Origin of the sequence: Agrobacterium sp. SORGH_AS_0745 (assembly GCF_030818995.1) — a bacterium.
Classification (GTDB): domain Bacteria; phylum Pseudomonadota; class Alphaproteobacteria; order Rhizobiales; family Rhizobiaceae; genus Agrobacterium; species Agrobacterium tumefaciens.
In genome coordinates this window covers 1566996-1584210 of sequence record NZ_JAUTBI010000003.1, presented here as the reverse complement: position 1 = coordinate 1584210, position 17215 = coordinate 1566996, and the positions used below count along the sequence as shown (strand labels likewise).

21 protein-coding genes are annotated in these 17215 nt (G+C 59.3%); 7 read left to right on the top strand and 14 right to left on the bottom strand.

Translation table 11 applies throughout. The annotated features are described in order from the left end of the window. Positions 1–95: 95 nt before the first annotated feature. Both QE432_RS17460 and QE432_RS17455 read left to right on the top strand, forming a co-directional pair. Positions 96–683 (top strand): DUF1214 domain-containing protein, encoded by a 588-nt coding sequence (locus QE432_RS17460; protein WP_003512054.1) that lies wholly within the window; start codon positions 96–98, stop codon positions 681–683. Beyond that, positions 676–1224, top strand: coding sequence for a DUF1254 domain-containing protein (locus QE432_RS17455; protein WP_306625099.1), 549 nt, complete (start codon positions 676–678; stop codon positions 1222–1224). Before QE432_RS17460 ends, QE432_RS17455 begins: the two co-directional genes overlap by 8 nt. Before the next feature lie 20 nt (positions 1225–1244). Here the strand turns inward: QE432_RS17455 and QE432_RS17450 are convergent, their stop codons facing one another. Next, positions 1245–1433, bottom strand: a complete 189-nt coding sequence (locus tag QE432_RS17450) for a hypothetical protein (protein WP_013635714.1) — start codon at positions 1431–1433, stop codon at positions 1245–1247. A 555-nt stretch (positions 1434–1988) separates the two neighbouring features. Here QE432_RS17450 and QE432_RS17445 point away from each other — a divergent pair. Continuing rightward, complete coding sequence (locus tag QE432_RS17445; protein ID WP_003512047.1) at positions 1989–2897, top strand: DUF2336 domain-containing protein; 909 nt, start codon at positions 1989–1991, stop codon at positions 2895–2897. 58 nt (positions 2898–2955) lie between these two features. On the opposite strand, the gene QE432_RS17440 is transcribed toward QE432_RS17445, so the two are convergent. The 3 genes from QE432_RS17440 to QE432_RS17430 form a co-directional block, all read right to left on the bottom strand. After that, positions 2956–3309 carry a DUF1491 family protein gene (locus QE432_RS17440; protein WP_003512046.1) on the bottom strand — a complete coding sequence of 118 codons (354 nt, stop codon included), beginning with the start codon at positions 3307–3309 and terminating at the stop codon, positions 2956–2958. A 112-nt stretch (positions 3310–3421) separates the two neighbouring features. Beyond that, positions 3422–4345 carry a peptidoglycan-binding domain-containing protein gene (locus QE432_RS17435; protein ID WP_013635711.1) on the bottom strand — a complete coding sequence of 308 codons (924 nt, stop codon included), beginning with the start codon at positions 4343–4345 and terminating at the stop codon, positions 3422–3424. Continuing rightward, positions 4317–5846, bottom strand: a complete 1530-nt coding sequence (locus QE432_RS17430) for a sensor histidine kinase (protein WP_003512044.1) — start codon at positions 5844–5846, stop codon at positions 4317–4319. The genes QE432_RS17435 and QE432_RS17430 overlap by 29 nt, the downstream gene beginning before the upstream one ends. A gap of 485 nt (positions 5847–6331) precedes the next feature. Here QE432_RS17430 and QE432_RS17425 point away from each other — a divergent pair, with 485 nt between their 5' ends. Further along, positions 6332–6757 (top strand): DUF5330 domain-containing protein, encoded by a 426-nt coding sequence (locus tag QE432_RS17425; protein ID WP_025592804.1) that lies wholly within the window; start codon positions 6332–6334, stop codon positions 6755–6757. Positions 6758–6956: 199 nt separating this feature from the next. Continuing rightward, positions 6957–7373, top strand: coding sequence for a SufE family protein (locus QE432_RS17420; RefSeq protein WP_025592801.1), 417 nt, complete (start codon positions 6957–6959; stop codon positions 7371–7373). A gap of 4 nt (positions 7374–7377) precedes the next feature. Here QE432_RS17420 and QE432_RS17415 read toward each other — a convergent pair whose 3' ends face one another. The 10 genes from QE432_RS17415 to QE432_RS17370 form a co-directional block, all read right to left on the bottom strand. After that, positions 7378–8235 carry a DUF6456 domain-containing protein gene (locus QE432_RS17415; RefSeq protein WP_306625097.1) on the bottom strand — a complete coding sequence of 286 codons (858 nt, stop codon included), beginning with the start codon at positions 8233–8235 and terminating at the stop codon, positions 7378–7380. Beyond that, entirely contained in the window at positions 8228–8650 is a 423-nt protein-coding gene (locus QE432_RS17410; RefSeq protein ID WP_003512040.1) for a helix-turn-helix domain-containing protein, read from the bottom strand. Before QE432_RS17410 ends, QE432_RS17415 begins: the two co-directional genes overlap by 8 nt. 391 nt (positions 8651–9041) lie before the next feature. Beyond that, positions 9042–9470 (bottom strand): MucR family transcriptional regulator Ros, encoded by a 429-nt coding sequence (gene ros / locus QE432_RS17405; RefSeq protein WP_003512037.1) that lies wholly within the window; start codon positions 9468–9470, stop codon positions 9042–9044. A 431-nt stretch (positions 9471–9901) separates the two neighbouring features. Further along, positions 9902–10234 (bottom strand): monovalent cation/H(+) antiporter subunit G, encoded by a 333-nt coding sequence (gene mnhG / locus QE432_RS17400; RefSeq protein WP_003512029.1) that lies wholly within the window; start codon positions 10232–10234, stop codon positions 9902–9904. Next, positions 10231–10617, bottom strand: a complete 387-nt coding sequence (locus QE432_RS17395; protein WP_306625093.1) for a cation:proton antiporter — start codon at positions 10615–10617, stop codon at positions 10231–10233. Before QE432_RS17395 ends, mnhG begins: the two co-directional genes overlap by 4 nt. Then, positions 10614–11093: a Na+/H+ antiporter subunit E gene (locus QE432_RS17390; protein WP_121556461.1), complete on the bottom strand. Its 480-nt coding sequence runs from the start codon at positions 11091–11093 to the stop codon at positions 10614–10616. Before QE432_RS17390 ends, QE432_RS17395 begins: the two co-directional genes overlap by 4 nt. Further along, positions 11090–12667 carry a Na+/H+ antiporter subunit D gene (locus QE432_RS17385; protein WP_003512023.1) on the bottom strand — a complete coding sequence of 526 codons (1578 nt, stop codon included), beginning with the start codon at positions 12665–12667 and terminating at the stop codon, positions 11090–11092. Before QE432_RS17385 ends, QE432_RS17390 begins: the two co-directional genes overlap by 4 nt. 20 nt (positions 12668–12687) lie before the next feature. After that, positions 12688–13065, bottom strand: a complete 378-nt coding sequence (locus QE432_RS17380; RefSeq protein WP_003509263.1) for a Na+/H+ antiporter subunit C — start codon at positions 13063–13065, stop codon at positions 12688–12690. Beyond that, positions 13065–13484 (bottom strand): Na(+)/H(+) antiporter subunit B, encoded by a 420-nt coding sequence (locus tag QE432_RS17375; protein WP_003512013.1) that lies wholly within the window; start codon positions 13482–13484, stop codon positions 13065–13067. Before QE432_RS17375 ends, QE432_RS17380 begins: the two co-directional genes overlap by 1 nt. Then, on the bottom strand, positions 13481–15850 hold the full coding sequence (locus tag QE432_RS17370) for a putative monovalent cation/H+ antiporter subunit A (protein ID WP_003512011.1): 2370 nt from the start codon (positions 15848–15850) through the stop codon (positions 13481–13483). The genes QE432_RS17375 and QE432_RS17370 overlap by 4 nt, the downstream gene beginning before the upstream one ends. Positions 15851–16055: 205 nt before the next feature. Between QE432_RS17370 and msrB the strand changes: the two genes are divergently transcribed. Both msrB and QE432_RS17360 read left to right on the top strand, forming a co-directional pair. After that, complete coding sequence (gene msrB, locus QE432_RS17365) at positions 16056–16463, top strand: peptide-methionine (R)-S-oxide reductase MsrB (protein WP_306625084.1); 408 nt, start codon at positions 16056–16058, stop codon at positions 16461–16463. A 116-nt stretch (positions 16464–16579) separates the two neighbouring features. Next, the gene (locus tag QE432_RS17360; RefSeq protein WP_019564107.1) at positions 16580–17206 is read left to right on the top strand and encodes a LysE family translocator; all 627 of its coding nucleotides are present in this window, start codon (positions 16580–16582) and stop codon (positions 17204–17206) included. Positions 17207–17215 lie beyond the last annotated feature (9 nt).

Sequence of the window (17215 nt, the reverse complement as noted above, 5' to 3'; positions counted from 1 at the left end):
TTCTGGTCATTTCCATCAAGACTAAACAAGGCGTACCATTTTCCAAACAGGGAATCAGTGATAGTCCTCGACCTGTTCAAAAACGGGAAAACAGCGTGTTTCGAGTTCCATTCCTTGTCGGCATCGCCCTATTGATCGCCTTTGGCGGCGGCATTGCCGCGACGCTGGCAGCACTTGAGGCGACATCCGGCTTCGGCTCGATCCGCATCGGCTCATGGGATGCCTTTCCGGAAGCGCAGACGATCGAGGCCGATCCCTACGCCAAGTCGCACCGCGCCGATGCCGGCAAGCTGCTTTATGGAACGGCCGAGGGGCTGGCCTTTACCGCCTCCGTCGACAGCGACGGCCAGCGCCTGACCGGCGAATGCCGTTACCAGCTGGCGGGCGCCGTGCCGCCCTCACGGTTCTGGACGCTCTATACCGCAGACCAGCAGGGCAATGTTCTGGCGGAAGATGCCGGACGACCCTTTGCGCTCAATTCGCGCACGCTGCTGCGCAGTGCCGATGGCGGCATCGACATCACCATTGCACCCGATGCCCAGACCTATAACTGGCTGGCCGTGCCGCAGGGGCAGACATTCAAGCTGGTCATGACGCTGCTCGACACGCCGGTTGCCGGCAGTTCCGGCCTTATCGACATCGCCATGCCGCAAATCCGCAAGCTGGGGTGTGGCAATGCTTAGGACCCTGCTCGCCATCCTCACCGGCCTTGTCGCCGCCGCCGTGCTGCATGTCGTCATTCTTCTGGCGATACCGCATTTCAGCAATCGCGACGCCTATACCCGCGCCTTGGCGGAAGGTAAGCCGCATCAGTTTCATCTTCTCGAAGAAACGACGGAGAAAAAGACACTGGGAAGCGGCGATCCCTTCATCCGAGTTGCCGTCTGCACCTTCAATATCGAGGAAAAGCCCGTCAGGCTGACGGCCATCGGCGCGGTGCCCTTCTGGTCGGTCGCGGTTTACGACAAGGCGTCGAACGAGGTGTTCAGCATGAACGACCGCACGTCCGCAGGCGGGGTGATGGATATTCTGGTGGCGGATTCGGTGCAGATCGCGGCCATTCGCAAGGCGCAGCCGCCATCGCTTTCACAGGCCATTCTGGCGGAATCGGATCAGACGGAAGGGTATGTGGTGTTGCGGACCATGGTGCCGCAGCCGAGCTTCGGGGAGGAAGCGGAACGGTTCCTGAACGAGGCGAAATGCCAGCCGACACCGTGGAAATAGCGCCGGTCAACCAAGCGTAATCAGGATTTGAAGGCGGTTTCCGGTGCGGGCTTGCGCTTGCGCGCATCCTTGCCAGCCGGTTCCGTATCGCGTTTTTCATAACGCACGCCGGTAAACAGCACGACCTTTGCCGGGCCCATAACCTTGCCGGACATTCCGGCCGGGCGCAGGCTTCGTCGGGCCTCGGCGATTGGAATAATAACTGCCATGCTCGTCTCCTCTTCGGGAGTCAATGTTGCCCATGGGAACCGCGCAAGCCTCGTCTTGCGTCGGGAATTTCATCACCATCACATTGCGCATAATCCAGCCCACAGACTGGTTTTCGCACGACCCAAAAATCGATGGCGATTTTGCAAGGTGTCGTGCGCATATCAGGGCTTCGGCATGCCATTTTCGAAATTATTCTATCAATCAGAATAACATGGAATCCTAATACTGCCCATGAAATTAGAAACAGACAGAGGTTAAGGATCCGTTAACCCTAATCGCCGGGCGCCAACTTATCCTTCATAAAGCTGCACCCGTTGAAAACAAAGGCGAGACGGCAAGGTTCCATGACGTTTTGTCCGTCACGAAGGTTTTAAAATTTCCTTGTTGATAAACGCACAATAACGCTTGCCACCCCCCATAGTTAACAGGGTGTCAACGGATTTGCTCTAATTTGAACCGATATTGTGTTTGCGTTTTTGTTGGGTAGTGCGTTGACCGACCGGTTTCGAGAACTTGAGAGGCCAAGAGCCGTGAGGAAGAAAGATGTGGTGCTAATGGCCACTGTCACGAATTTTGAGACTGTTCCCCATCCGTCAAAAACGGACCTTCGGCAGTTTGCCGAGCTTTTCATGCCGCTTTTCAACGCTTCCACCGAAGAGGCCAAGCGGGAAGCCATTGCAGCGCTTTCCCAGCATCCCAACGTGCCTTCGGCGGTTGCCTTCTTCATCGCCTGCCAGCCGATTTCCATTGCCGCCCCCTTCCTGATTTCGTCGAAGTGCCTTGATGACGACACGCTGATCACCATTGCCCGCACGCAAGGGGCCGCCCATGCCCGCGCCATCGTGCGGCGCGAGGACCTGTCGCCGACCGTCATCGACGCGCTAGTCGGCCTGCGGCACATGGAAGACCTGAAGCGACCCGATGACGCGACGCCTCCCGCCATGCCGGAGCCCGCCATTGCGCAGCCGGCAGACGCCCAGATCAAATCCACCGCCGTGGAAGAGGAAATGCGCCAGCGCATCAAACGGATGGCGCATCAGCTCAGCCGCCCGGAAAGCGACGTTCTTGGCCTGCGCCGCCTGAGTGACGTGCAGGAAGCGCTGCTCGTGCGGTTCGCGCGCGAGCGTGATGCGCGGCAGTTTGCGGTGACGCTGGCGGATTCGCTGTCGTCCAGCTACTGGCTGTCGGAGCGCATCATGCTCGACATATCAGGCACGCAGCTCGCCACCACCCTGATCGGGCTCGGCATGGAATTTTCCGAAGCCGCCTTCATATTGCAATGCTTCTATCCGCATCTTGCCGCCGCCGAAGGCGACATGAGCCGCGCCGAGGCCATGCTCGACCGCCTCGAAATCATTGAATGCGAAGAGCGGGTGGAAAGCTGGCGGCGCGCCGACAGCTACACCCACGGCCGCGAACGACCGAACCACAGCGCACCTGTCATTCACAGAACGGGGACGTGAGGGTTAAGGCGGCCCCCCCTCGCCCGGAGCAATTCCGGGCGCAAAGCTGCTGCACGCTTTAAATCTTCGGTTGGTCCACCAGCGTCAGGAGAGTGCCGATCTCGTCCGTTTCGATCTCGACGACCCATAGATCGCTGTCGAAGCGCCGCTCCCTTTCGAGAAGAGCAGCACTTTCCTCCCCCTCCACACCCGCAAGGCGCGTCTCGAAACGGCGTTCGGCCCGGACTTCCTCGTCCTCGGCAAAACTCTGCGGCGCAGGCCCGTAGAGGTTTTCGCGGCCATCACGAAGGCGCTGGCGGATGAAGATCGCACCGGCCTCTTCCGCACCCTTCTTTTCGACAGCGGCAAAGCCACCAGCGGAAAACACGCGGCGGATAAGGGCTGATACGAAGATTTCGGATTTGAGGCGCATTGGGGTGCTTTCGATGGAGGCGCCAGGCCGCTGCCTGTCCGTGTTGTTACGCTCTCTTCTTTCCTCGTTCCTGCGCTTGTCACAAGAATGGAGAGAGTTGAGACCCAGTCCCCTAAAGCGCCCCGATCGATTTCAGCTTCTTCAGCACGGCTTCGCTCGGTTCACCGGTCTCCGGCAGGCGGTAGTGTTTTTCGAAATGGCGGATGGCGTTGCGGGTCTGCTCGCCGGCCACACCGTCCACCTTCACATCGGCATAGGCGATATTGATCAGTCCCTGCTGGATCTTTGCAATCAGATCGCGGCTCACCGGCTTTGAAGCGGCGGCAGCGCTGTTCAAGGAGACCGGTTCGGCCTTGGGACGAGGCGCTTCAGCCTTGCGGATTGCGGCCGCGACCGGGTCGATCTCAACGCCGCCGCCGGTGTTGGCGTCGGAAGGCCGATCCTTCGGGATTGCGGCGACGGTTGCGCCGTCGATCCTGAGCGCCGCCAGCACCCGTGTCGTCGGTTCGCCGGTCTGTTCCATGCCGAGTGTTTCTTCGAAGAACATGATGGCGGCAGCCGTGCGCGGTCCCATCTTGCCGTCCGCCTCGCCTTCGTAAAGCCCGCGTTTTTTAAGTTCGGCCTGAATATCGGCAACGATCTGCTGCGGCTTCTGGTTTTCCGCCGCAACCGATGTCGCAGGCGTCGCCGTTGCGGCCGCCGGTTGCTGTGCCGTTTCGGTTTCGCTGGGGCGTTCTATGCGGAAGGTCGTAACATGGCCCTGCGTGCCGAGCGGCTCTGCCGCGCGATAACCGGCAATGCCGTTCGGGTTTGCCGCATCGCGGGTACGCAGGAAAGGAGACGGGTGAACGCCCGGCTGGTACCAGAGCGCGTTGGCGGCGACAAAACCGAAGACGACCACGAAGGCGCCTGAGCCGCCCACCAGTTTGGGACGGCGCAGGAGTTCGCGCCCGATGGCCGAAACCACCAAGGAAACAATCCCGGCGCCAATCTGGGCCGTTGTTTTCTTAGGCGATTTTCGCTTTCGCGGGGCCATCGTCACCATCCTTCTTCATAATCGCGGCCATTTCGCCGAGCCGTTTGATGCGCGGCGGAAACTCCACCATGCATTCGGTTTCAGCGTTTTCGCCACCCGCCATGCCGGAACCGTCGGCAGGCAACATGATCGTTACGACCGTTCCCGCGCCGGGCTGGCTGGTGATGGCGAAAGTGCCGCCATGCAGTGCTACCAGACCCTTGACCAGGGACAATCCCAGACCCGTGCCCTCATAGCGACGGGTATATTCGTTCTGGACCTGCATGAAAGGCTGGCCCAGGAGTTCAATCTTGTCGGATGCGATGCCGATGCCGGTATCGCTGACCGTCAGTTTCAGCATCCTGCCTTCACGCGCAGCATCGATCGACACTACACCGCCGGCATCGGTGAACTTGATGGCGTTACCGGCCAGATTGATGAGAACCTGGCGGATGGCGCGCTGGTCGGCGGAGATTTCGCCGATACCGCGCTGGATGCGGCTGGTCAATGTCAGACCTTTTTCCTTCGCCTGCAAGCCGAGCATGGCCTCGCAGGACGAGATGGTTTCGCCGATCGGGAAGCTTTCCATCATCAGCTCGTAACGGCCTGCTTCCAGCTTGCTCATATCCAGCATGGTGTTGACCACCGACAGGAGATGCGCGCCGGACTGGCGGATCAAGCCGACATATTCCCGCTGGCGGTCGTTTTCCAGCCGGCCGAAATATTCGCCCGCCAGAATGTCGGAAAAGCCGAGGACGGCGTTGAGCGGGGTGCGCAGCTCGTGGCTGACGGCAGCGAGGAACCGCGACTTGGCGTCGTTGGCCGATTCCGCCTCCGCCGCCTTGCGGGCGACATCGCGGCGCAGAAGCTCCATCTCGGTGACGTCGGAGAGCTGGGCGACGACGCGGCGCAGCCTGCCGGCCGCATTGCGGATCGCCGTCATTTCCATACGCGCGTGGATGAACTGCGCCTGGCGCGATTTCGCGCCGGTTTCGAACCGCAGTTCCACGCTGGACTTTTCCTCGCCCTGCCGCAGAAGGTCGAAAGCCTGCATCAGCTCGATGCGATCAGAAACATAGACATATTCGGCAAAGACATGGCCCTTGCAGGCCTGAAGATCGGCTGGAAACGTTTCAAGGTCGCGGCCGGAGACGCGCTCGACGAGGCCGTTTTCATTGATGGTGAGTACGAGGCCGGGCACCTGCGATGCCGCAACGAGGTCATCGTCGCCGGCTTGAGCGGACAGGGACGCTGCGCCACGGGCGGGACGCGAAAAGGCGATCAACAGGGCGGCTGCGGCCAGATAGAGCGCCAGCACCAGAGCGGCGCCGATGGGCAGCGCGATGGCGGGGCTGAAGACGAGGCTGAACAGGGCGGGAACGACCAGAAAGCCGACGGCGCTGAAGGCAAACAGGCGGCGCAGGCGCGCAACGGTGCCGGCGCGCCTTTCGGCGTCCTCCTCCATACGCGCAAGCCATCTGCCTGCGGCATGGTCGACCAATGCGACCGCTTTTTTTCTCATATTACGCAATACCAAACCTGAATCCCTGAGACGGATCTAACGGCTCCGACAATAGAAGCCCGCGGCTTAAGGAATGGATAAAAAGAACGGCACCAAACAGCCTCGAAATGCGCCGCAGTCCCATTACGGAGCATTTCAACCAAGCTTTGCCAATCATGGTTAATGACGGGTAAGCGACGGATTTCGCTTTATTTTTGCCATCGCGTTAACCTTTGTGGCAGCACGGATGAGCACTTTTGCCCGGAACAGACGGCATCTGTCGCAATTATGCTTAACATGGACTGTTAAAATGCGACGGAATTGCTGGAGCCGGTCCCGATGCGGGGAGAATAGATACAATTTGAATTAAATTGCGCGGCTTTTTGCAATTGGCTGTTCGCCGGTCGCCTGTAGCTTCTCTCCAAGCCCGAAAAACGGGACAAAGGCCGATGACCCAAAAAGGGCGGGGCTTCAAAACAAAGATCATCTGGCAGGGTAGTCTGACAATGTGGTTTCTGATCAAAGGAACATTCTGGTTTTCGCTGGTGCTGGTCGCGCTGTCCTATTTCGGTAGCAGCAACGATCCGACCAAGGAACCTTCGGCATTCGATATTCCCAGCGCCGTTTCGGCAGCCGGTGAGGCCTATCGTTATGTCAGCGCCATCTGCATCGAAAAACCCGACGTCTGCGTCAAGGGCGCCGAAACCTTCCACGCGCTCGGTGAACGGGCAAAGGAAGGCGCCAAGGTCGCCTATGAATTGCTCGACGCGCAGCTTGCATCCGGTGATAAAACGGCACCCGCAGCCGAACTCGCCAGCGAGAGCGAAAAACTGGCCGCAGCACCGGCGATCAGCGTCGAATTCCCTGGGAATGCCGACATGCTGAAGACCGGCACCATCATTCCCCTGCCGCAGAAGCGCCCCACCCCCTGATATTTTGCGCCGCCGCTTGACGCCGCGCCGCCCGCCCCTTCTCTGCAGCCGGATATGTCCGCCTGCGTGACTGCCTGCCAAACTTGCCCACGGAAACCTGTTTCCGTGGGCTTTTTCATGGTCCGCATGGTTCAAAACCGTCCGCACTTGCCCTATATCGTAGCAAAGCATGGCAATAACGAACGGTACGGCGCGCAACATGGCCTCTCTCGATACGATCCTTGACGATTTCGCCTTCCTCGACGACTGGGAGGATCGCTATCGTTACGTCATCGAACTCGGCAAGGCGCTTCCCGACCTTGCGGAAGACAAGCGCACGCCTGAGAACAAGGTGCAGGGCTGCGCAAGCCAGGTCTGGCTCGTCAGCCACAGCGATGGTGCCGAAGATCCTCTCATGACCTTCGAGGGCGATTCCGATGCGCATATCGTGCGCGGCCTCGTCGCCATCGTTCTTGCCGTCTATTCCGGTAAAAAAGCTTCCGAAATCGCCGGTCTCGACGCCATTGAGGTGTTCGACAAGATCGGGCTGGTGGAACATTTGTCCTCGCAGCGCGCCAATGGCCTGCGTTCCATGGTCAAACGTATCCGCGAGGAAGCGAGACTTCTGACCGCCTGAGCCTTCATTCTGTCGCCATCGTTGGCGCCATCGGCGGGCGATAATCTTCGTCGCCCCAATGGTGGCTTGTCCTTCTGCTGCGTTGCGCTTGCGGCGCATAATGCCGGGCAAGCGATAGCAGAGCGGCCCGCAGCAGCAGTTTTGCCGAACGCGCCGGCCATTGCCGCTCGCGCTCTACGGCCTCCAGCCCCTTTTCAAAGCAGCAGATATCGATGGCGACACCTGAAAGTTCAGGCCCCATAGCATCGGCTGCACGGGAAAACCGCGTCCGGGCGGAAATCGCCGCATCGGTAAGATCGAGCTTGCCACCCGCCTCCCCCTTCGTGCGGCTTGCAATTTTCGGCTCCCATGTTGCCGTCACCTTCGGGTTCAACTGCGCGCGGTGAAAATCGGCGGCGAGGCGTTCGCCCGCCTGCAAGGCATCGCTGGGGAAGAATGCCGTGCCATCCTTTTCCTTCAGCCGTGAAAGCCCTGTCAGTGGCGAGCTATTGAGGTTGCGCCGGGCCGGCTGCCTGTCCTTGCCGACATCCAGAACCACCGTCTGCAAATCCCAGTGCTGTTCCTGAAAAATCTCGTCGCGATCCCTGGCTATAGCGCGCTTCAAATAGGAGGCGAGCGGCGGCGCGGCGGAGAGCGTGTTTTCACGTCTCTCGATCAGCCCCGAAGAGAGGGCGAGCTGCACCGTGGTGGCCGGAAACCGCAACGCCGGACGCCCTGTCCTGCCGTTCCCGGCCTCCGGTCGCTGCAATACCATATCGCCGCGATCCTCCGATATATCAGCCGTGCCCGCAGCAATGCAGCGCAGGAGCCGCAACAGGACAGGATCGGGAAGTATCGATGGAGCGCTTTTTGTCTCACTCATCCCGAACACCTTTCATCACGTTGAAAATGCTGCCGGAAAGCCGCTCCAGTGTGGCAACGAACTCGTCAAAGGCGGGTTCGTCGCGACGATCCTCAACCACCTGGCAGGCATGGCCGACTGTCGTTCTGTCCCTGCCGAAACAGGGGCCGATATCTGACATGGGAATACCGAGCTGCACATGGCACACATACATGGCGATCTGGCGGATATGGCATTCGGTGCGCCGCCTGTCCCGGCGCGCAGCCACACGATCGCCGGTTAATTGCACCATTTCCCCGGCCAGTTGCCGGACCAGCCGGCAAATCCGGGAGATCTCATCCCGCCCGGCAGCAGGCGGAAAACGGCGGAAATTGCTATCGGCAACCTGCACACAGGGCCGAAAGGGGGCAGGCAAAGACGATATGTCCGAAGGCATATGCAACTCCTTTACGAATAGGAATTAATTCATACACCTGAGGATGGACGCGGGGAAGGGCAAATTTGGCGTCGAAAAACATGCGATTGATTTCGCTTTGTTTTTGAATAAAGGTGACGCCTCAACAAGGATTTTTTTCCTCTGTCGAAATTGCGCGCGGCAATAAAAAAGCCGGTCTAAGGACCAGCTGGACATAACACTATGGTGCAAGTTGTGTATGGAGCGGGCATGCGCGCCCTGCCGCCATCTCCTGCTAAGGCAAAAGGTCACGGCGGCGAGTTAAGGGGCAAGGCCAGCAATATGCTGCCAAGGTCCCCTTTATCCGGCGCTTCGGGCCATCTTTCCCCGGACGGGGAGAAAATACAGCCGCGACACAATCCGTCTTAGAAAATCAACGGTTCGCCTTGCGGCGCTGACCGAGACCCATTTCCTTGGCGAGCCGCGAACGGGCTTCGGCATAGGCGGGAGCAACCATCGGATAATCGACCGGCAGATCCCATTTTTCGCGATATTCTTCCGGCGTCATGCTGTGATGCGTCGTCAGGTGGCGTTTGAGCGACTTGAACGAGCCACCACATTCCAAACAGACGATATGATCGTCCTGAACCGACTTGCGAACGGACACAGCAGGCTTCTGCTTTTCAACATTGACCGCCACCGATGCCGGTGCCGATGTTCCGCTGAGTGCCGTATGAACATCCGAAATAAGGCCGGGAAGCTCAGTTACCGGAACGACGTGGTTGCTAACATAGGCAGCCACAATATCCGCCGTCAGTTCGACCAGCAGATCCTGGGCGTTACCGTATGCAGTTTCCGTCATTTAAGTATCTCCTGTTATTTATCTCCAGACACGGATGAACGCCGCATCGAGCGATGTGAAGTTACCCGGTGCCCCTCCTTCGCCCTGTTGAAACCAACGTGAAATCTACCCCTAGATTTCAAGCGAAACCGGAAACGAATTGATCCGAGATTCAACTTGTAGCCCGCGACATGGCCAACAAAGGTCTGATCAACCATAGATTAGACATTAATAAAATGCCTATGCCGACCATGAAGAGGCTAGATGCAAATCGCAATAAGCAATTTTACACTTAATTTGGATAGCATCAAAACAGCAAAAGTCAAATTCCTATTATGATTTTTTCAGTTCAAAACAGTCTAATTGGAATACAAAAAATCACGGGTAATAAAATACTATGCCAAGTAGTAATGCAAAACGAAGACCCCCCATTATTAGGGGGTAATTCAACTTCAAATTTTCTTTAGGTCATCAACTACCGATTTATCAGCAAGTGGATAACCTGCCTTGTGTGCAGCCATTGCAAGAAGATGTGCGGAGACCGGTGCTGTCAGAACGAAGAAAAAGAAACCGGCAAGTGCCCGTGCCAGCGTCGATATTTCCGTGGAATGAATGCCGACAGCCAGCAACAACAGGCCTGAGCCCACCGTTCCCGCCTTGGAAGCCGCATGCATGCGGGTGTAGACATCCGGCAGGCGATTAAGCCCGATTGCCGCAATCAGCGAGAAGGCGGCACCTGAGACCGTCAGTGCCGCAACCAGAATAGCCACGATCCAGCCCATCATCGCCCGCCCCTTCTTTTTCCACGCCTGGATACTTGTTTTTCAGATTTTTCAACAACTTCCGATGCCCGCTCGCCGTCCAGAACAGCCTTTGTCCTGCGCCTGCCATCTGCACCGCGCGACAGGACGAAGCGGGCAAAAGCCACCGTTGCGAGAAAACCCACCAGTCCGAGCGCAATGGCGATATCGACATAAAGATCGACGCCGGTGCGGATGGCGATAACCGCAATGAAGCCGATGGCGATACCGACCAGCATGTCGAGCGCGACGATTCGGTCCGGCAAGGTCGGACCGACGACGACGCGATATACTGTCAGCAAAAAGGCAGCGGACAGTACAACCGTGGCAAGTACAGTTGCAAATGAAACTATGAGTTCCGGCGTCATCCCTGAAACGCCTCCATGATCTTTTTTTCGAAGCCGTTTCGGATGTCATTCTTTGCGGCTTCGATATTGCTGCAATCGATCGCGTGGACGTAGAGCGTTGTTTTATCCTCGGAAACATCGACCGAAAGTGTGCCGGGGGTCAGCGTGATGAGATTGGCAAGCAGCGTGATCTCGAAATCCGTCGTCAGCCTGAGCGGATAGGCGAAGATACCGGGCTGCACATCGAGCTTCGGCCGCGTCACCATCACCGCCACCTTCCAGGCCGACAGCGCCAGCTCCTTGAAGAACAGCAGCAGCAGCGACAGCACGCGGACCGGACGCAGCCGATGACGGCCGCCCTCGGGGATCTGGTGACGAATAAGGCCGAGCGCCAGCGCCGAGACGATGAGGCCGAAGAGAATGTTCGCCGGCGTGACGCTGCCACTTACGGCGAGCCATACGCCAACGAAGAGCAGTAACAGGATGTAGCGGCTCATGGTCTGCTCCCTTCGGGAAACACCGACTGGATATAGGCTTCGGGGTTGCCGAGCCCCGCCGCCGCCTGCTGGCTGAGATTGAGCAGGCTTTCCGGAAACAGGCCGAAGAATACTACCAGCAATGTCAGCCCGACCAGCGGGACGAAAGAAGGGGCCGCCAGAGGCGACGCAGGCAGCGACGGCGCCTGGCCGGTTGAGGCCACTGCCGGGCGCCAGAAACATAAGAGGAAGACCCGCCCGAAGGCGATGGTGGCGATGAAGCCGGACAGGAGAAGGGCTGCGGCAAGCCACCAGGCGCCGATATCGATCGCCGATTTGACGAGAACCACCTTCGGCCAGAAGCCGGAAAACGGCGGCAGTCCGGAACCGGCGAAAAACAAGGCGAGCGCGAGGCCCGAAAACCACGGCGCCTGCCGATAAAGGCCACCGAGCGAAGTCAGGGTAAAACTGCCGCCAAGGCGGGCGGCGTGGCCGGCGGCGAGATAAAGCGCCGTCATCAGCACCATGGAGTGCAGCGCGTAAAAGATCGCGCCGGCAACGCCGGAGGGCGTGCCGATGGCGATGCCCGCCATCATGTAACCGATGCCCGATATGACGATGTAACCGAGCATGCGGCGGATATCGTTCTGTGCCAGCGCACCCATTGCGCCGAGCACCATTGTCAGCGCCGCAGAGATGGCGATGACGATACTCAGCTCCTCCCGCTCGACCGGAAACAGCATGACCATGACGCGCAGCAGCGCGTAGATGCCGACCTTGGTAAGCAGGCCGCCGAACAGGGCGGAAACGACGATGCGCGGCGTGTGATAGGAGGCGGGCAGCCAGAAATTCACCGGAAAGGCCGCCGCCTTCATGGCGAAGGCGAGAGCAAACAGGCTGGCAAGCGTCATCAGCGGAGCCGTGCCGCGCAGCTGCGTCGCCTTCAGCGCGATATCGGCCATATTGAGCGTGCCGAAGATGGCATAGAGATAACCAACCGTGATCAGGAACAGCGTCGTGCCAATGAGGTTGAGGATGGCGTATTTCAGCGCGCCATCGATCTGCTCGCGCGTGGAGCCCAGCACGATGAGGCCGAAGGACGAGATCAGCAGCACCTCGAACCAGACATAGAGGTTGAAGAGGTCGCCGGTCAGGAACGCACCGGTGACACCCGCCATCAACAGCATCAGGAACGGATAAAAACCGTATCGCCTGCCGCTGGCATCGATATCGGCGCTGGCATGGATGGCACCGGCCAGCGCTACGATGGCGGCGGCGAGCGACAGCAGCGTGCCGGTAAGATCAGCCGTAAAGGCAATGCCGAAGGGTGGCAGCCAGCGGCCCATGACCATGGTGAACGGCCCTTGGGTCACGACCTTCCACAGAAGCGCAGCATCGAGCAGTACCAGCAGAACAAGTGCCGTGATTGCAATGGGCGCATGCAGACGCATGGTGTGGCGCAGCATCATCAGCACCGCACCTGCGCCGATTGAGAGCGCGACGGGAAGGATGATCAGCCAGTCGGATAGCGGCACGGGTGCCGTGACAAGCGCTGCGGAAAGATCTGATATTGCGGAAGTGGTGGATGAAGCCATGTGTCTGTGCCCCGCCCCGCTCAATAACCGAGCGGCGGCAAAGGCTCGCCTGCCGGTTCTGCGGTGCGCATTTCGTCGGTGTCGTCGGTCTGCAATTCCTGGAACGCGCGCCAGGTCAGCACCAGCAGGAAACAGAAGAAGGAAAAGGAAATGACGATTGCCGTGAGGATAAGCGCCTGCGGCAGCGGATTGGCGGCACCCGCCGGCAGCGTGTCCATGCCGGGCGGAATGATCGGCGGCACTTCGCGCGTCAGCCTTCCCGCCGTGAACAGCAGGAGGTTGACTGCGTTGCCGAGAATGGCGATGCCGAGCAGCATGCGGATGCTGTGACGCGAGAGCATGAGATAGATCGCCACCGAAAAGAAGATGCCGACGAGAATGGAGAAAACAGCTTCCATCAGTCGCTATCCCTTTCTTCCAGAGCCAGCGCAATGGAGGTGATGGCACCGACCACGACGAGATAAACGCCGATATCGAAGGACATGACGGTGGAGAGTGGCACTTCCACACCGAGCAGGCTCGGATAGACCCACAGCCCGGTCATGAAGGGCACGCCGGCTGCAATCGAGACGAGACCAGACAACATCGCCAACAGCAGCCCCGCGCCGGCAATGGACAGCGGATGGTACACGATGGCGCGCCGGACTGCGGCCACACCATAAGCGATGCCGTAGATCGCCAGCGCCGAGACCGCGATCAACCCGCCGATGAAACCGCCGCCCGGCTCGTTATGGCCGCGCAGCAATACAAAGATGGAAAACAGCACCATGAGGCTGGTGACCACGGGGGCGACGGTGCGCAGGATAAGCGTGTTCAAGCCCGCGCTCCCTTCTTCTTCGCTATTTTTGCTGGTCCCTTGATGGCAGCAGCCGGGCGGATGCGGATGAGCGCGAGAATGGCCAGGCCTGTTATCATCACCACCGCAATCTCGCCCAGCGTATCCGTGCCGCGGAAATCGACGATGATGACATTCACCACATTCGCCCCGTGGGCGATGACCTTGGAATAGGTGTTGTAGAAATCGGTGAGGCGATTATCGAACGACGCTTCCGTCGCCCGCATCAGGAACAGGGCAAAGCCGGTTCCGCAGGCAATGGCGATGGTGCTGTCCAGAAGCTTCTGGCCAGGGCCGCGATGGTCTGACGGCGACAGGCGAAGCCTTGTCATGACCAGCGTCAGAATGACCACGGAAAGGGTTTCGACCATGAATTGCGTAAACGACAGATCGGGCGCACCGAACAGCAGGAAGATGACCGCCACCGCAAACCCCTGAATGCCGAGCGCGATGATGGCCGTAAGCCGACTGGACGCCGTGAGCACAGCGACAAGGCCCGCAACCGCGATGGCAATGAAGGTCAGCTCATGGATTTTCATGTCGTGCGGCCACGCCGGCATGGACGGCATTTCGCCATAGAGAAACAGCGGCGCAAGCAGCACGACGGCGATGACGGCGAAAGTGGCGGTGACGTAAAATTCCAGCCTGCCGGGCTGGATAAGCCTGACAACGTGGAACGAGATTTTGACCAGCGTTTCGATGAAAACATCGAAGCCCCTGTCCGGCCCTGCACCCAGCGCCTTGAAGGTGCGCACCATCAGGCCGCGAACGGCGGAAAGCTGCATGTAGAGGACGATGCCGAGCGCGATCGTCAGAAGCGACAGGCCGAGCGGCACGCCGATATGGGGAATGAGCGAGATTTCCACCGGGCGCGCCTCACCCGCGATCGCGCTTGCCATCGGCGTCGAAATGTAAAAATGCGAAAGGCCAGCGAAGAGAGCGATGGTCAGCCCCTTTATCGCCAGCAGCGCCGGGCCGAGCCACAGCAGCAGTGGTCCCTCATGAGCGTGTTTCGGGGTTTTCACGGGCTTGCCGAGGAAAGGTTTCAGCGCCACGGCAAAAGCGACGGCAAACATCAGCGCATTGCCGAGAATGGCGATGCCGGTGAACAGCACGGCACGCGGATTGCCATGCGCCAGCGCATAATAAATCTCCTCCTTGGCGAGAAAGCCGAAGAAGGGCGGCAGGCCGGCCATGGAGATGGCTGCGGCAAGTGCTGCCGCAAAGGTGATCGGCATGGCTTTTCGCAAGCCGCCGAGCTTCGTCACATCGCGGGTTCCGGTCTCGTGGTCGATGATGCCGGCGACCATGAACAGTGCGCCCTTGAAAAGCGAATGCGCCACCAGATAAAGCACAGCCGCCTCAATCGCGTGGTCCGAGCCGAAGCCGGTCAGCATCACCAGCAGACCGAGCGAGGACATGGTGGTATAGGCCAGCATCAGCTTCAGGTCGGTCTGGCGCACGGCCAGCAGCGCGCCGGTCAGCATGGTCAACCCGCCGAAGAACGGCAGCAGGATCTGCCAGGCAGCGGTATCGCCGAGAACGGGGTTGAGGCGCATCAGAAGATAGACGCCGGCCTTCACCATGGTTGCCGAGTGCAGATAGGCCGAAACCGGTGTCGGTGCCTCCATCGCGTTGGGAAGCCAGAAATGGAACGGGAACTGCGCCGATTTGGTGAACGCGCCGCCGAGAACCAGCAGCAGCGCAGCCAGATAGAACGGGCTGTCGCGTAATATATCGCCGCCACGCACCAGCATGGACAATTGCGTCATGCCGCTCATGTCCCAGATGAAGATCAACCCGGCGAGCAGCAGCAGACCGCCGCCGCCCGTTACCACCAGCGCCTGCAAGGCGGCACGGCGTGCGGCCGGGCGCGCATGGTCGAATCCGATCAGCAGGAACGAGGTTATCGAGGTCAGTTCCCAATAAACGAATAGCATCAACAGGCTGTCCGAAACCACGACGCCCAGCATCGCGCCCATGAACAGAAGCAGGAAAGACAGGAAGCGGCCCTGCTGCGGATGCCCCTTCATGTAACCGCCGGCATAAAGCACGATCAGCAGACCGATACCGGTGATCAGAAGTGCAAAGGTCAGCGACAGGCCGTCGATGAACCACGAAAAGCTGAGGTTGAAACTTGGAACCCAGACGTAACCGCCCGTGACCACGCCGCCAGCCGCCACCTGCGGCAGCATCAGTGCGAAGTGGACAAAAGCCAGCGCGGGCGCGATCGCCAATATCCAGACGGCATTGTGACCTAATCTTTTCACCAGCATCGGTGCGGCAAGCGCTGCCAGAAACGGCAAAAACAGCGACAGGAATGTCAGCTGCGTGACATCTGATGTCATTCACATCTCCCAGGGCTTCCCCTACCCCTGTACGCCCATGAATGGCGTTCTTTTCAAATCGTATTTTTCAGTTAAGGCATAGACACCGCCATCTCAACCCAAATCGACTCTCATACCTGCCCATAACGTACTCGTTATGACAGCTGCCCTCTTTCAATCTGCAGCGCCGATGCCTATTTCTGGCAGGAACAGAAAGGATCATTCCATGAGCGATCTGACATCCCCGAAAGTGAACAAGAGCGATGCCGACTGGCGCGAGCAGCTCACGCCGGAGCAATATCGCATCCTGCGTGAACACGGCACCGAGCGCCCATTTACCGGTCCCTACTGGGACACGTTCCAGAAAGGCCTCTATCGCTGCGCCGCCTGCGACGAGCCGCTGTTCCTGTCCGATACCAAATTCGATGCAGGTTGCGGCTGGCCGAGCTATTTCGAACCGGTGAAACCGGGTGCTGTGACGGAACATGGCGATGCGACGCTTGGCATGGTGCGCACCGAAATCCGCTGCGCCAATTGCGGCGGCCACCTCGGCCACGTCTTTCCGGACGGCCCACCGCCCACCGGCCTGCGTTATTGCATCAACGGCCATTCGATGGTGTTCGAACCGATCTGATGGGAGACAGGTAACGGCCGGTTGCCTGCCGGCCGTTTTTGCGAAGAAAATGACCGTCTCGACAGCCGGACCGGAGAGTGAGACTATCGCGATCTCACTCCTTCCGGATCACCATCATGGCGCTCGAAACCATCCTCATATTCATTCCCGCCTGCTTTGCCCTGAACATGGCGTTCGGGCCAAACAATCTCCTGTCGATGACGGTTGGTGCGCGATACGGCATGGCAACGGCAGTGATGGCCGCGAGCGGTCGGCTGGTTGCGTTTGCGGGCATGATCGCGATCGCCGCTTTGGGCCTCGGCGCACTTTTGATGGCTTCCGAAATGATGTTTTCGCTGATCAAATGGATCGGCGTTCTCTACCTGCTGTGGATCGGCTTCAAGCTCATCCGCTCAAGGGCGGATGTCACCGCTCCCGATATCTCCTCGGGCAACGGAAATATTCTCAAGACCTATCTGCGGCAGGAGTTTTTTGTCGCCTCCGGCAATCCGAAGGCCATCCTGATCTTCACGGCCTTTTTCCCGCAATTCATCCAGCAGGACGCCTATTGGCAGAGCTTCGCCACGCTCGGGGCAATTTTCCTGCTGCTCGAGGTGGTGGCAATCACCGTTTATGCCTTTGTCGGTTCGCGACTGTCCGGTCTTATGCGCAATGCGCGCGCCCTGAAGCGCGTCAACCGGATCAGCGGCTCGATGATGATGGCTTTCGGCGTCATGCTGGCCTTCGCCCGGCGCCCCGCCTGAGAGAAATCC